This is a genomic window from Streptomyces sp. SLBN-8D4 (genome assembly GCF_049739545.1).
Lineage (GTDB): Bacteria > Actinomycetota > Actinomycetes > Streptomycetales > Streptomycetaceae > Streptomyces > Streptomyces canus_C.
The window spans coordinates 9,105,349-9,119,000 of sequence record NZ_JBMGQC010000001.1 but is presented as its reverse complement, the minus strand read 5'-3'; the positions used below and the strand labels follow the sequence as shown (position 1 = coordinate 9,119,000).

The following is a 13,652-nucleotide window of genomic DNA, read 5'->3' as shown; positions in this document are numbered from 1 at the left end:
ACGTCAACTATGCCGCTCCAACACGCCCCCTCCCTCGGCTATTCCGCTCCCGCGAGGGCGGGTGAACAGGCGGGCTCCAGGACCTTCACTCGGTACCAGGCCGATGATCAGGAGCGTACGGCCGACCGCGCACCGCGGGAGCCCGGCCGAAGAACCCACCGTGCTGGGCGGAGCCGCTGGACCGGGGGTGCGTGACCAGGGCCCTCATCACCTGGGCGGTGCCCGGCACCGGCACGCTGCCGCCGGCACTCGCCTCCGGTGGGGTCAGACCGTGTCCTCGTCCAGCTTGGCGAGGACGCGCTCGGAGACCTCGGCCAGGACCCGCAGCTCAGCCGGCGTGACATGGTCCACGAACAGGTCGCGCACCGCCTCGACATGGCGTGGGGCCGCCGCCTCGATGGCCGCCCGGCCGGCGTCCGTGATGACGACGAAGGCACCGCGCGCGTCCTCGGCGCACTCCTCCCGGACCACCAGGCCCCGGCCCGCCATCCGCGCGATGTGGTGGGACATCCGGCTCTTCTCCCACTCCAGCGCCCGCGCCAGGTCCTGGTACCGCTGCCGCCCCTCCGGGGTGTCCGTCAGATGGACCAGCACCGCGAAGTCCGCGGGCGACACCTTGGACTCGGACTGCAGCAGGCGTCCGAGCCGGCCGCCGAGCCGCTCATGCAACCGGACGAAGCCCCGCCACGCGCGCTGCTCCTCCGGCGTCAGCCATCGCACCGTCTCACCCATGCAAAAAGTGTAGACATAGTTGACAGGTCACCGAACAGTGCGGGGCGGGCCGCGAACCCGGTCCGGGCTACTCCCCGGTTCCCGGCGCCGGGATGCTGCCCGTCGTCGCCAGTTCCCGGTACCACAGGGCGCTGTCCTTCAGGGTGCGGCGCTGGGTCTCGTAGTCGACGTGGACGATGCCGAAGCGCTTCGAATAGCCGTAGCCCCACTCGAAGTTGTCCATCAGCGACCACACGAAGTAGCCACGCAGATCGACGCCCGCGGAGAGCGCCCGGTGGGCGGCGAGGAAGTGCCGGTGGAGGTAGTCGACGCGCTCCGGGTCGTGCACGGCGTGGCTGCCGTCGGGGCGGGTGACGACATGGTCCTCGAATGCCGCTCCGTTCTCGGTGATGACCAACGGCTGGTCCGGGAACCGGGTGTGCAGGTCCAGGAGGAGCTCTTCGAGTCCGTCGGGGTCGATGTTCCAGCCCATAGCGGTGTGCGGGCCCTCCTGCGCGACGAACTCGACCTGGGGTGAGCCGGGCCAGGCCGAGCCGCCCATGTCCTTGTGCCCGTCGTGGTTCTGGCGTGCCGTCGTGCCGTCCCACAGACGAACCCTGGTGGTGGCGTAGTAGTTCACGCCGAGCAGGTCCAGGGGCTGGTGGATCAGGGCGAGGTCACCGTCCTCGACGAACGACCAGTCCGTGACGGCCGCGGTGTCCGCCAGGAGGTCCTGCGGATAGTGGCCGCGCAACAGGGGTTCGGTGAAGGCGCGGTTGGCCAGCGCGTCGATCCGGCGTACGGCCTCCTCGGCGCCGTCCCCCTCACCGCGCAGGACGTGGAAGTTGAGGGTGACCGAGTACTGCGGATCGTTGGTGGTGACCTCCCGCAGCTGCTGGACCGCCAGCCCGTGGGCGAGGTTGAGGTGGTGGACCGCGGTCAGCGCCGCGGCGCCGTCGCTGCGGCCGGGGGCGTGGGCTCCGGCGCCGTAGCCGAGGTAGGCGGAGCACCACGGCTCGTTCAGCGTGGTCCAGATCGCGACCCGGTCGCCGAGGGCTTCGCCGACGACACGGGCGTAGTCGGCGAAGGCGAAGGCGGTCTCGCGGTTCGTCCAGCCGCCCTGGTCCTCGAGGGCCTGCGGCAGGTCCCAGTGGTACAGGGTCGCGACGGGGGCGATGTCCCGCTGCAGCAGGCCGTCGACCAGGCGGCTGTAGAAGTCCAGCCCCTTGGGGTTGGCCGGGCCCCGGCCGGTGGGCTGGATGCGCGGCCAGGCGATGGAGAAGCGGTAGGCCTTCAGGCCCAGGGACGCCATGAGGTCGAGGTCCTCGTCGAGGCGGTGATAGTGGTCGGCGGCCACGTCACCGGTGTCGCCGTTCCACGTCTTGCCCGGCGTGTGGGAGTAGGTGTCCCAGATGGAGGGACCGCGTCCGTCCTCGTCGGCGGCGCCCTCGATCTGGTAGGCGGCGGTGGCGGAGCCGAGGAGGAAGTGTGCGGGGAAGGACAGGGGCTGGGCTGTCGGCATGCGGGTCGCTTTCCGGTAATGGCCGAAGGAGGGGGACGGCGTCCTGGAACCACGGTGATGTTAACGTTAACAAGCTGTCAAGGCCCTCGCCCCGGCCAAATCCGCTCCCGCCCCCGTCCGCCTCGGAGTGCGCCCGTGACGACCTTCTCCCACCCCGTGCCGACCTTCTCCAACCCCGTTCTCCCCGGCAGCCGTCCGGACCCCTCGATCTGCCGGGTCGGGGAGGACTTCTACCTGGTCACGTCGTCGTTCGCGTACTACCCGGGGCTCCCGGTGTGCCACAGCCGCGACCTGGTGCACTGGGCACCGCTCGGGCATGTGGTGGACCGCCCCTCGCAGGTGTCGCTGGCCGGCCTCGACGTCTCGGACGGCCTCTGGGCCGCCACGATCCGTCATCACGAGGGCACCTTCTACGTGGTCGTGGCCCTGGCGAGAGGCCGCCAGGGCAGCAGCACGTATCTCTTCACAGCCTCCGACCCGGCGGGGCCGTGGTCGGACCCGGTCGTCCTGGAGGCGGAGGGCATCGACCCGTCGCTCTTCTTCGACGACGACGGCCGCTGCTGGTTCACCGCCTGCCGCGACGCCGCCGAGCCGGAGGTGACGGGCCCGGGCGAGCTGTGGATGCGCGAACTCGACCTGGCCACCCTGGAGTTGACGGGACCGACCCATGCCCTGTGGTACGGCGCGATGCGCGGCGCCTGGGTGGAGGCACCGCACCTGTACAAGCGGGACGGGGTGTACTGGCTGATCGGCGCGGAGGGCGGGACCGAACACCATCACGCCGTGACCGCGGCCCGCGCCGACGCCGTCACCGGTCCGTACAGCACCGACCCCAGGAGTCCGCTGCTCACCCACCGCCACCGCGGCGCGGCGGAGCCGATCCACAACGTCGGGCATGTCGACCTCGTAGACACGCCTGCCGGGGAGACCTGGGCCGTGGCACTGGGGACACGACCGGTCGACGGCACGCACACGCTGGGTCGCGAGGTGTTCCTGGTCCCGGTCGAATGGACCGCCAGGGGGCCGGTGTTCGCGCCGGACACCGGCCGGGTGCTGCTGTCGGAGCGGTTGCCCGCGGGGACCGTCGCGGTGCCCGAGGTCGCGGAGGGGCCGGTGCGGGACGACTTCACCGGACCCTCGCTCGGGCCGGAATGGAGCAGCCTGCGCGGACCGGTCGACCACCTCGTCTCACCCCTGGCCGGACAGGGCGGCCTGGCCCTTCGCCTCTCCCCCGAGCCCCTCACCTCGACCGGAACCCAGGCGTTCGTCGCACGCCCTCAGCGGCATGTGCGCATGCGCGCCGCCGCCCGGATCCGTTTCGACGCCGCCGCGCCGACGCAGGAGGCGGGGCTGGTCGTCTTCCAGAACCACCGGCAGCACGCCACCCTGGCCCTCACCATCGACACCGCCGGAACGCGGCAGGTCGTCCTCACCGCTGTGGAGGCAGGCACCGCCACCTGTCTCGCGTCCGTCCCCGTGACCGACAGCGAGGTGGTCCTCGCGGTGGAGAGCGACGAGTCCGGCTACACGTTCCACGTCGAGAACGTCGAGAGCGTGGAGAACAGCCCCGTGGGCAGCATCGAGCGGCCCTTCTTCAGCACGGAGCGCGCCGGCGGGTTCGTCGGCGTCCACCTCGGCCTGTACGGCGTGGGCGGCGCCGAGCCCGGGGCGGGCGAGGCCCGTGTGCGGTGGTTCGAGTACGCGAGCCGGTGAGGGCGCCTTCGTCGAGGGCGACGCTTCAGGAGTCGGCGCGGGGTACGGCGGTGCTGTGCCGTACGACGAGCTGCGGCGTGATCTTCTGCTGTTGTGCCGGGTCCCCGCCAACCATGCGCACCAGCAGCTCGATGGCGCTGCTGCCGAGGTGGGCGAAGTCCTGGCGGACCGTGGTCAGGGCGGGGACCAGGTAGCCGGCGCCCTTCATGTCGTCGAAGCCGACGACCGACACGTCGTGCGGCACCTTCACGCCTCGTTCGGCGAAGGCGGCCAGCACGCCCATGGCCATCTGGTCGTTCCCAGCGAAGACCGCGGTGGGCGGGCCGCTGTCGGCGTCGCAGAGCTCGTGGGCCAGGCGGAACCCGCTGTCCGCGCTGAAGTCGCCCTCCAGCCGGGCTCCTTCGGCTGCCGCGGCGGTGAGTTCGGCCTGCCAGCCGTCGACGCGGGCCCGGGCGTCGAAGGTACGCAGCGCACCCGTCAGATGAGCGATGTCGCGGTGTCCGAGGTCGAGGAGGTGCCGGACCGCGAGCCGGGCGCCGAGTTCCTGGTCGACCTCGACGAAGCTCAGGTCGGGGTTGGGCACGTTGCCGGACATCACCACCGCCACCGGTACCCCGAGGGAGAGGCCGGACAGTGCCTCCACCGTGCCGGGCCGGTCGGCGACGACCGCGATCGCCTCCACGGACTGGTCGGTGAGCCGTTGCAGCGTCTCCAGGAGGTCGCCGGTGGTGCCCTCGCCCTGCCGGCTGGCCAGGCTCACCCAGTAACCGGCCTGCTTGGCCGCGGTCTCGACGCCGAGGAGGATGCGCGGCAGCTCGAACAGTTCCGACCCGACGATCACCACGCCGATCGTCGAGGAACGCCGGCTCTTGAGGGCCCTGGCGACGCTGTTGCGGCGGTATCCCAGCTTCTGGATCGCCGCCTCGACCCGGGCCCGGGTCTCCGGCCGGACCGACGGATGGCCGTTGACGACACGGGAGACGGTGATGTGGGAGACGCCGGCCTCCCGGGCCACGTCCATCATGCCCGGCGGCCGGTCCATGTCACTCGTCCTCTGCCCTCGACCCCAGCAGGCGGGCTCACGCCCACTGCCGATACTGTCACAGGCGCCGGGCCGCCTCTCCGCCTCCGGCGGCTGGACGAACGGTTCACGGACGACTCGAACCGGGTACCGAGCGCTTCGGAGAACTCCGCACGACCGAACGCGGGCCCGGGGTTCAGGCCGTGTACCGCGGTGTCCACTGGGTCTCGGCGATCGCTTCACGCAGTTCGGACTCCGTCGCCTCGGGCGCGACGCCGTCCTCCACGGCGGCCTGCGCCACCGCGAGCGCGATCTCGCGGGCCGCGTCCCGCATGCTCGCCAGCGGGGGCAGCAGCGGAGTGGCTCCGTCGGTGCCCGCCCGTACCGCGCAGTCCCCGACCGCACGGGCCGCCGCGACCATCATGCGGTCGGTCACCCGGCGGGCCCGGCAGGCGGTGACGGCCAGGCCGACAGCGGGGAAGACATAGACGTTGTTGGCCTGCGCGACCGGCACTTCGCGGCCGTCCACCTTGAGCGGCGGGAAGGGCGAGCCGGCGGCGATCAGGGCCCTGCCGTCGGTCCAGCGGGCCAGGTCGGCGGGGTCGGCCTCGGCGTTCGAGGTCGGGTTGGACAGCGGGAGGATCACCGGCCGGTCGCAGGAGTCGGCCATGGTCCGCACGATCTCCTCGGTGAAGGCGCCGTGGGCCGTGGACAGCCCGATCAGCACCGTCGGCCTCACCTCGCCGACGACCCGGGCCAGGTCGGGCGCATCCCCGCCCCACTGCCGTACGTCCGCCTCGTCGCGCGCGTAGACGCGCTGCTCGGGGGTGAGGTCGGTGCGGGAGTCCACCAGCAGGCCGTCGATGTCGACGAACCAGAACCGGTCGGCCGCCTCCTCCTCGGAGAGGCCCTCCTCCACGAGTGCGGCGCGGATCATGTCGGCGACGCCGATCGCCGCCGATCCCGCGCCCAGGACCACGATCCGGTGGTCGGTCAGGGAGGTTCCGGCGACCTTCGTGGCGGTGGTCAGCGCGCCCAGCGCGACGGCCGCCGTGCCCTGGATGTCGTCGTTGAAGGTGAGCAGCCGGTCCTGGTAGCGGCTGAGGATCGGGCGGGCGTGGGCGGTCGCGAAGTCCTCCCACTGGAGCAGGGTGCCGGGGAGTTCGGCCTCCACGGCGGAGACGAACGCCTCGATCATCTCGTCGTAGGCCTCGCCGGTGACGCGGTGCTGCCTGCGGCCGAGGTAGTGCTGGTTCTTCAGGAGCTGCTCGTTGTCGGTGCCGACGTCGAGGAGGATCGGCAGGGTGCGGGCGGGGTGGATGCCGCCGATGGCGGTGTAGAGGCTGAGCTTGCCGATCGGGATGCCCATGCCGCCGACGCCCTGGTCGCCGAGGCCGAGGATGCGCTGGCCGTCGGTGACGACGATGACGTCGACCTCGCCGCCCGGCCGGTTGCGCAGGATCTCCCGGAAGCGGTGGCGATCCTCGTAGGTGAGGAACAGTCCGCGCGGCCTGCGGTAGATCTCGCTGAAACGGCGGCAGGCCTCGCCGACCGTCGGCGTGTAGACGACCGGCAGCATCTCCTCCAGATGGCGGGCGAGCAGGCCGTAGAAGAGCACCTCGTTGGTGTCCTGGAGCTGGCGCAGGTAGATGTGCCGGTTGAGGATCTTGTCGTAGCCGAGGAACGCCTCGTAGGCCCGGCTGGTCTGTTCCGCGAGAGTCTCCGTCGCCGGTGGCAGCAACCCGTCCAGGCCGAGTTCGGCGCGCTCCTCGGAAGTGAAGGCGGTGCCCTTGTTGAGGAGGGGATCGGCGAGCAGGGCCGCTCCGCGGACCTGGGCGGGGCTGTGTGGTGCCATGACGTTCCTCGGGTCGACGGGTTTCAGACCAGCTACTCCTGTGCCCCGTCGACCGCCATCCGAATCAGCCGCCCCGCACGGCCGTCCGGCCGGCTCAGGCGTCGCCCGCCGCGTGGACCCGCCGCCCTTCGACGAAGGTCTGCAGGACACGCGTGGCGGCGATCTCCTCGGGCGGTCCTGCGAACGGGTCGCGGTCGAGGACGACGAGGTCGGCCGACTTGCCCACGGCGATGCTGCCGGTGACGTCGTCGAGGTGGTTCACGTAGGCGCTGCCCGCGGTGTACGCGGCGAGGGCGGTGCCCAGATCGAGGCGCTGTCCCGGGAGGAACTCCGGGGTGCCCTCGGGGGCGCCGGGGGCGATCCGGTTGACGGCGACATGGACGGCCTGGAACGGGTCGGGGCTGCTGACCGGCCAGTCGCTGCCGGCGGCCAGGGTGGCGCCGGCCCGCAGCAGGTCGCCGAAGGGGTACTGGCGTGCGCCGCGTTCGTCGCCGAGGAAGGGCAGGGTCAGTTCGTCCATCTGCGGTTCGTGGGCGGCCCACAGCATCTGGAGGTTGGCGCTCGCGCCCAGAGCGCGGAACCGGGGGATGTCGTGCGGGTGCACGACCTGGAGGTGTGCCAGGTGGTGCCGCGTGTCGCGCCGTCCGTTGGCCGTGCGTGCGGACTCCACGGCGTCCAGCGCCTCGCGCACCGCGCGGTCGCCGAGCGCGTGGAAGTGGACCTGGAAACCGGACGCGTCCAGTTCGGTGACGTACTTCCTCAGGTCGCCCGGCTCGACGAAGCTGATGCCGCTGTTGTCCGAGGCGCAGCCGCAGCCGGCCAGGTAGGGGTCGAGCATCGCGGCGGTGTGGTTCTCCGCGACGCCGTCCTGCATGACCTTCACGGTGCCCGCCCGGAACCGGCCCCGGTCCAGCTCCTCGCGGCGGGCCACGAGTTCGGGGATCTGCTCGGCGCCCCGCTCGCGATCCCACCACAGGGCGCCGACGACCCGGGCGGTGAGCAGGCCCCGGTCGAGGGCCGCGAGGTAGGAGGGCGCCGGGTCGGTCATGTTGGCGTACGTGCCGACGATGGCGTCCTGCCAGGCGGTGACGCCGTACGAGTGCAGCACGGCCTGCGCCCGCAGGAGGGCCGTGAGTTGGTCCTCCGGGGTGGGGTCCGGGACGAGCCTTCCCACCAGGTGGACGGCGCCCTCCTGGAGCATGCCGGTGGGGGTGCCGTCGGCGTCGCGTTCGATCCGGCCGTCTGCGGGGTCAGGGGTACGGGCGTCGATGCCCGCGCGCTCCAGTGCCCGGCTGTTGACCCAGGCGCCGTGGTGGTCGCGGTTGGGCAGGAAGACGGGCCGGTCGGGGACGACCGCGTCGAGGGCGGCGGCGGTGGGCGCCCCGCCGGGGAACGCCTCAAGGGACCAGCCGCCGCCGGTGATCCACTCGGCGTCGGGGTTCTGGTCGGCGTACGCCTTGATCCTGCGCAGGTACTCGGCCGGGTCGACGGTGTCGGCGAGGTGGCACAGGCCGAGTTCGAGGCCCGCGCCCTGCGGGTGGACATGGGCGTCCTGGAAGCCGGGGAGCAGCAACTTCCCCGCGAGGTCGACGACTTCGGTGTGCGGGCCGATCAGCTCGTGCACCTCGTCGTGGCCGACGGCGGCGATCCGCCCGTCGCGCACGGCCACGGCGGTGGCGCGGCTGCGGGCGGGATCGACGGTGTGCACGGGACCGCCGGTGAGGACGAGGTCCGCGGTGTGTGACATGGGGGTGAACTCCAGGGGGGTCAGACCGCCGTACGGTCCATCGGCAGGGTCAGGGACTCGGCGTCGGTGCCGCGGCCCGTGGTGAAGTACGGCGAGTGCCGCACGTACTTGGCGACGGCGGCCATGCCGAGGCCGGCGAGGACGATCGCGGCGGGCAGCGAGAACATGAACCAGCCGTTGTCCGGGCTGAGTTCGAAGTGGTCGCTCATGGTCAGGTAGGAGTATCCGAGGTACCCGCCGAGGCCGAGCAGGATCAGGCCGGACACGGCGGGCACGCCGATCGCGAGCAGCGCCTCCCGTGCTCCCTCGTGGCGCGCGGAGCGGAAGCGCACGGCGCAGGCGAGCGCGGTGAGGCCGTAGTAGAGGGCGACGATCAGTCCGATGGCGTTGACGGCGGCCAGCAGCATGTCGCTCAGCTTGGGGATCGCGACGGCGAGCACCGCGATCGCACCGGCGACGGACATCACGACGACCGTGCCGGCGGCGGGGGTGCCGTAGCGCGGGTGGACGCGGGTCCACACCGGCCCCATCGTGCGGTCGCGGCTCATCGCGAACAGACCGCGTGCGGTGGGGATCAGGGTGGCCTGCACGGAGGCGACCGCGGAGAACATCAGCGCGACCAGGGGGAGGGTGGCCCAGGGTTCGGCGGCCAGTTTCTCGCCGAGGTACGGCAGGGCCTGGGGGCCGTTTTTGACGAGTTCGGCCAGGCTCATCTCCCGCTGGAAGGCGACCGAGGCGAAGAGGAACAGACCGAGCATGGCGAAGAGGGCGATGAGGCCGCCGCGGGCCGCGTCGCCCGGGCTCTTGGTCTCCTCGTTGACGCTGAAGGCCGCGTCCCAGCCCCAGAAGAAGAACACCGCGAGGACCATGCCCTGGGCGAAGGCGGTGCCGCTGGAGATCTCGAAGGGGTTGAACCAGGACAGGGACACGGCGTGGTCACCGGTGATCAGGGCCCAGCCGCAGAAGGCCAGCAGCACGGTGTACTCGAAGACCAGGAGGGCGAACTGGAAGCGGGTGGCGGCCCGCACGCCGGTGACGGCCAGGGCGGTGAGGGCGAGGAGGATCACCAGGCCGACCGCCGTGGTGACACCGGTGGACGTCGGATCGAGGGCGAAGCCGGCGACGCTGTGCAGACCGGCCTTGTTGGCGAAGGCCAGGACGACCGAGCCCATGATCGCGCTGGTGTAGGCGCAGAAGATGACCGAGCCGACCAGGGTGACCCAGCCGGTCAGGAAGCCGGGCCAGGGGCCGAGTGACCTGCCGACCCAGACGTAGCCGTTGCCGCAGTTCGGCTCCGAGCGGTTCAGGCGGGCGTAGGCGGTGGCGATACCGAGGACCGGCAGGAAGGCCAGGAGCAGCAGCGCCGGGGCGTGGAGGCCCACGATGGTGGCGATCGTGCCCATGCCGATGGCGATGCTCGTGGTGGCCGCGGTGCTGGACGCGGCGATGGCGACGCCGTCGACGACGCCGAGGGAACGGCGCAGATCGGGGCTCGGTGCGCTCGGTGCGGAGGAGAGGGGCGGTCTGGACGACATGGAAGGCTCCTCGGGGGACGGGAGACGGGGAAGAGCCGCGCGGTGAGGTGATGGAACAGCCGACGTCCACATTGGGTCAACCCTGTTGACGTAAGGCGGTCGCGGGTCGTTCACTGAGGGCCCCAGCGAGAGGAACCGGTCGTGTCCAGCCGTGTCCCCGAGGAACGCCGTCGCCGGCGGCCCACCCGCTCCGGAGTCCTGCTGTCCGAGGACCTGATCGTCGGGACCGCCCTGCGGCTGATCGGCGAGCACGGTTCCGAGGCGTTGAGCGTGCGAAGGCTCGGTGCGGCGCTGGGCTGCGACCCGACCGCTCTCTACCGCTACTTCCACGACACCGACGACCTGGTGCTCGCCATCGCGGACCGGATCATCGGCGACGCGATGGCGGGGTTCGCGCCCGGGGACGACTGGGTGGCCTCGCTGCGCGAGATGGCCCTGCGGGTCCGTGCCGGATACCTCGCCCATCCGCGGGCGGCCGCCCTGGCCGCGCACCGGGTGACCCGGCGCACGAGCGAGATCCAGGCGGTGGACACGGGGATCGGCCTGCTGCTGTCCGCGGGCTTCGAGCCGGCCGCCGCCGCACGCCTGTACCTGGCCTTCATCGACACCGTGCTCAGCCACGCGGCGACGGAGGCCGCGTTCCTGGCACTCCCCGGGCAGCAGCGCGAGGCCGACCGGCGGGCGTGGCGGGAGGTCTACCAGGACCTGGACCCGGTGGCGTACCCGGCGCTCACCGCGGTACGCCGCGAGCTGCCGGGGATGGCGGACAGTTCGTTCGAGGAGGCGGTGGACCTGCTCCTCGAGGCGTTGGCGGCACGCGCGCCGACGCACCGGGCGGCCACGGGGGGTTCGTCTCCCGGCTGAGTTCTTCCGTACGTTGCGTGGGGCGGCGGCGGTTGGCCGGTGGGGCCGGACGGTGGCAACGACCAGATCGCGCACCCGGTCCACAGGGGGCCCGGCCGGACCAACATCGAGGGCGTGGCCGGAAAGTACGCCGCCGGCGACACCGATCCCGGGCCCTTCGGCTACGTCCACCGGGTCGACACCGGGGTGTTCACGCTCCCGCCCGCCGTCCGCGACAGCGCGGCGGCACCGGCCGATGCCGCCAGTCCCCACGGCGTCAACCACGCCACCCTCTGGACGGTCCGGCACGGCTGACTTTGGAGGGGTTCCCGAGGCGGGCTGACGTGCCTGGCAGCACCGGCCCGGCGGCGCTGCCCCGGTCACGGCGAACTCGCCGTGACCGGAGCCGCGCCGCCGGACAAGTGACGTGAATGCGACGTACACCCCTCGCTTCCACCGCACCCCTCGGACATCTGCGCAGGAGCATCACACAGGCTGCACATGGCCCTTCGAAAGCCTCGCTACTTTGGCCTCGGCTCGATCCTCCGTGCGAACGAGACCGGCCACGGCCATCGGGCCGATGGTGCAGTCGACTCAGGAAGACCAGATGGACTACTGCTCCTCGTGCCGTCGGTATCTCAACGGCGCCCTGGCGTGCCCCGGATGCGGCGCCTACGCCCCGGACATCGCTCCCCCCGCCCACGTCTACACGACGACCGGCACGGCGGCCGCAGCGTGGGACGAAGCACCCAAGTGGCACGACGCGGGCCTCCCCGAGGCGCCGGCGACCGACCCCGGTGCCCCGTCGGAGGACGTGGCGGACGTGGCGGACGCGCCGGTGGTGGCGGAGGGGCGGGCGGCACGGCGGCGCCAGCGGGCCCGCTGGAAGAAGAACCAGCGCAAGGCCGTGGTCGCGACCGCGGTGGCCCTCGTCGGTGGCGGCCTGACCGTCTCCGCGATGAACCAGCAGTCCAACACCCGGACCCAGGCGTCCACCTCGCCCGACAACCGGTCCATGGGGGTGGCGGAGCTGCCCACCTCGGACGACGACCTTCCGGCGTCGACGCCGGACAAGGCACGACAGGCGCCCACGACGACCCCCTCCACGAAGGTCGGCTCGCACCGGCGGACGGTCGACTCGGCGTCCAATACGACCCGGTCGTCGGTCCACACGGACTCCGCCGCCTCCCCCACGCCCACGGCGAAGGCCGCCTCGCGGTCGCAGTCCCAGGGGACGCTCTCGACGTCGGTCGCGACCGGCGCCGACACCGGCGGCACGACCGGTACGACCACCACGACATCGGGCACGACCGGCACGACGACGGGGCAGACCTCTTCGTCGTCCAACGGCACGGACAGCACGACAAGCACGAACACGAACACGAGCTCGAACGGCGGCAGCTCACAGACTTCGCAGAATTCGCAGACGACCACGTCGTCATCCGCGAGCGATCCGGCGGGGCTGTGCGTGCTCAACCTGCTCTGCATCAGCTGAAACGGGAACGGCTCCCCCGTTTCCCGAACAGTCACGTATGCCGGAGAGGTTGCCGTAGCGGCGTCGTCGAGTCCGACGCCGACGCCGGTGCATGAGTCCGGATCTTCGGGGTAGCTGAGCGATGCTTACCCGGAGGAAGGGCCGTCTCACCTGGGGAGGTCAAGGCGGCCCTTCCTCCACCCCTTGGCCCGTGGCGGGCCTCCAATGTGGTTGACGCGGCCGTGGCCGTGGCCGTCCGGGGTGCGCAGCATGGCGACGTCCTGCCGGACGTCGTCCATCCGCTGGATCGCCATACGGGATCTCCTTGGTCCCGGACGGTGTTACAGGCCGAACAGACTGTGCGCGTTGTCGTGGCACACGGCCCGCAGCCACTCCGGTCCGAGGTCCAGGCGTTCCAGGGCGTGGAGCTGGTGCAGGTAGGGGTACGGGATGCTGGGGAAGTCGGAGCCGAGCAGAACGCGGTCGCCGAGCGCGGCGAGCCGGGGCAGGGCCCGGCGCGGGAACGGCATGAAGTCCTCGGTGAAGTCGGTGAACGCCATCGTCGTGTCCAGCCGGACCTGGTCGTACCGCTCGGCGAGGTCGAGGAACTCCTCGTACTCGGGCATGCCCATGTGCGCGACGACGAGCCGCAGCTTCGGGTTCCGGGCCAGCACCCGCGCGATGGGCTCGGGGCCGGTGCGCTTGCCGGGGGCGGGCCCGGAACCGCAGTGAATCACCACGGGGACGCCGGCCTCGGCCAGCAGCCCCCAGGTCCGCCGGAGTTGGTCGTCGGCAGGGTCGTACCCGCCCACCTGGACGTGTGCCTTGAACACCCGGGCCCCCGCTTCGACGGCCTCGCGGACGTATGTCTCGACGTCGGGCTCGGGATGGAGGGTGGCGGTGTGCAGACAGTCGGGGGTGCGGCGGGCGAAGTCGGCCGCCCACTCGTTCAGCCATCTGGCCATACCGGGCTTGTGGGGGTAGAGCATCCCGGTGAAGGCCCTGACCCCGAATCCCCGCAGCAGGGCCGTTCTCTCCTCCTCCCCCTTCCGGTAGGTGATCGGCCATCCGAGGCCGCCGATCAGCGGCCCGTTGGTGTCGAAGTACTCCCAGACCTTGTGCAGGACCCGTTCGGGCATGAAGTGGGTGTGCACGTCGATCAGCCCCGGCAGACCGAGCCCGCCCCAGAAACGGCGGACCTCACCGGCCTCCTCGTTCCTCGCCATGTCGC

12 protein-coding genes are annotated in these 13,652 nt (G+C 71.8%); 4 read left to right on the top strand and 8 right to left on the bottom strand.

Annotated features, from left to right (window positions below; genetic code table 11):
• Window positions 1-264 precede the first annotated feature (264 nt).
• Both RKD20_RS41320 and RKD20_RS41315 read right to left on the bottom strand, forming a co-directional pair.
• Window positions 265-732, bottom strand: coding sequence for a MarR family winged helix-turn-helix transcriptional regulator (locus RKD20_RS41320; RefSeq protein WP_424882195.1), 468 nt, complete (start codon window positions 730-732; stop codon window positions 265-267).
• Between the two features lie 67 nt (window positions 733-799).
• The gene (locus RKD20_RS41315; protein ID WP_424882194.1) at window positions 800-2,233 is read right to left on the bottom strand and encodes a GH1 family beta-glucosidase; all 1,434 of its coding nucleotides are present in this window, start codon (window positions 2,231-2,233) and stop codon (window positions 800-802) included.
• A 135-nt stretch (window positions 2,234-2,368) separates the two neighbouring features.
• Between RKD20_RS41315 and RKD20_RS41310 the strand changes: the two genes are divergently transcribed.
• The gene (locus tag RKD20_RS41310) at window positions 2,369-3,946 is read left to right on the top strand and encodes a glycoside hydrolase family 43 protein (RefSeq protein ID WP_424882193.1); all 1,578 of its coding nucleotides are present in this window, start codon (window positions 2,369-2,371) and stop codon (window positions 3,944-3,946) included.
• A gap of 25 nt (window positions 3,947-3,971) precedes the next feature.
• On the opposite strand, the gene RKD20_RS41305 is transcribed toward RKD20_RS41310, so the two are convergent.
• From RKD20_RS41305 to RKD20_RS41290, 4 genes are all read right to left on the bottom strand, one after another.
• Entirely contained in the window at window positions 3,972-4,988 is a 1,017-nt protein-coding gene (locus RKD20_RS41305) for a LacI family DNA-binding transcriptional regulator (RefSeq protein ID WP_424882192.1), read from the bottom strand.
• Window positions 4,989-5,163: 175 nt separating this feature from the next.
• Window positions 5,164-6,822 carry an NAD-dependent malic enzyme gene (locus RKD20_RS41300; RefSeq protein ID WP_424882191.1) on the bottom strand — a complete coding sequence of 553 codons (1,659 nt, stop codon included), beginning with the start codon at window positions 6,820-6,822 and terminating at the stop codon, window positions 5,164-5,166.
• A gap of 94 nt (window positions 6,823-6,916) precedes the next feature.
• Window positions 6,917-8,569 (bottom strand): amidohydrolase, encoded by a 1,653-nt coding sequence (locus tag RKD20_RS41295; RefSeq protein ID WP_424882190.1) that lies wholly within the window; start codon window positions 8,567-8,569, stop codon window positions 6,917-6,919.
• Between the two features lie 20 nt (window positions 8,570-8,589).
• Window positions 8,590-10,104, bottom strand: coding sequence for an APC family permease (locus RKD20_RS41290; RefSeq protein WP_424882189.1), 1,515 nt, complete (start codon window positions 10,102-10,104; stop codon window positions 8,590-8,592).
• 141 nt (window positions 10,105-10,245) lie between these two features.
• Here RKD20_RS41290 and RKD20_RS41285 point away from each other — a divergent pair, with 141 nt between their 5' ends.
• The 3 genes from RKD20_RS41285 (at window position 10,246) to RKD20_RS41275 (ending at window position 12,442) form a co-directional block, all read left to right on the top strand.
• Entirely contained in the window at window positions 10,246-10,968 is a 723-nt protein-coding gene (locus tag RKD20_RS41285) for a TetR/AcrR family transcriptional regulator (RefSeq protein ID WP_424882188.1), read from the top strand.
• A 39-nt stretch (window positions 10,969-11,007) separates the two neighbouring features.
• The gene (locus tag RKD20_RS41280; protein WP_424882187.1) at window positions 11,008-11,262 is read left to right on the top strand and encodes a hypothetical protein; all 255 of its coding nucleotides are present in this window, start codon (window positions 11,008-11,010) and stop codon (window positions 11,260-11,262) included.
• Window positions 11,263-11,527: 265 nt separating this feature from the next.
• Window positions 11,528-12,442 (top strand): SCO2400 family protein, encoded by a 915-nt coding sequence (locus tag RKD20_RS41275; RefSeq protein WP_424882186.1) that lies wholly within the window; start codon window positions 11,528-11,530, stop codon window positions 12,440-12,442.
• A gap of 146 nt (window positions 12,443-12,588) precedes the next feature.
• On the opposite strand, the gene RKD20_RS41270 is transcribed toward RKD20_RS41275, so the two are convergent.
• Window positions 12,589-12,735 (bottom strand): hypothetical protein, encoded by a 147-nt coding sequence (locus tag RKD20_RS41270; RefSeq protein ID WP_424882185.1) that lies wholly within the window; start codon window positions 12,733-12,735, stop codon window positions 12,589-12,591.
• Between the two features lie 27 nt (window positions 12,736-12,762).
• On the bottom strand, window positions 12,763-13,647 hold the full coding sequence (locus RKD20_RS41265; RefSeq protein WP_424882184.1) for an amidohydrolase family protein: 885 nt from the start codon (window positions 13,645-13,647) through the stop codon (window positions 12,763-12,765).
• Window positions 13,648-13,652 lie beyond the last annotated feature (5 nt).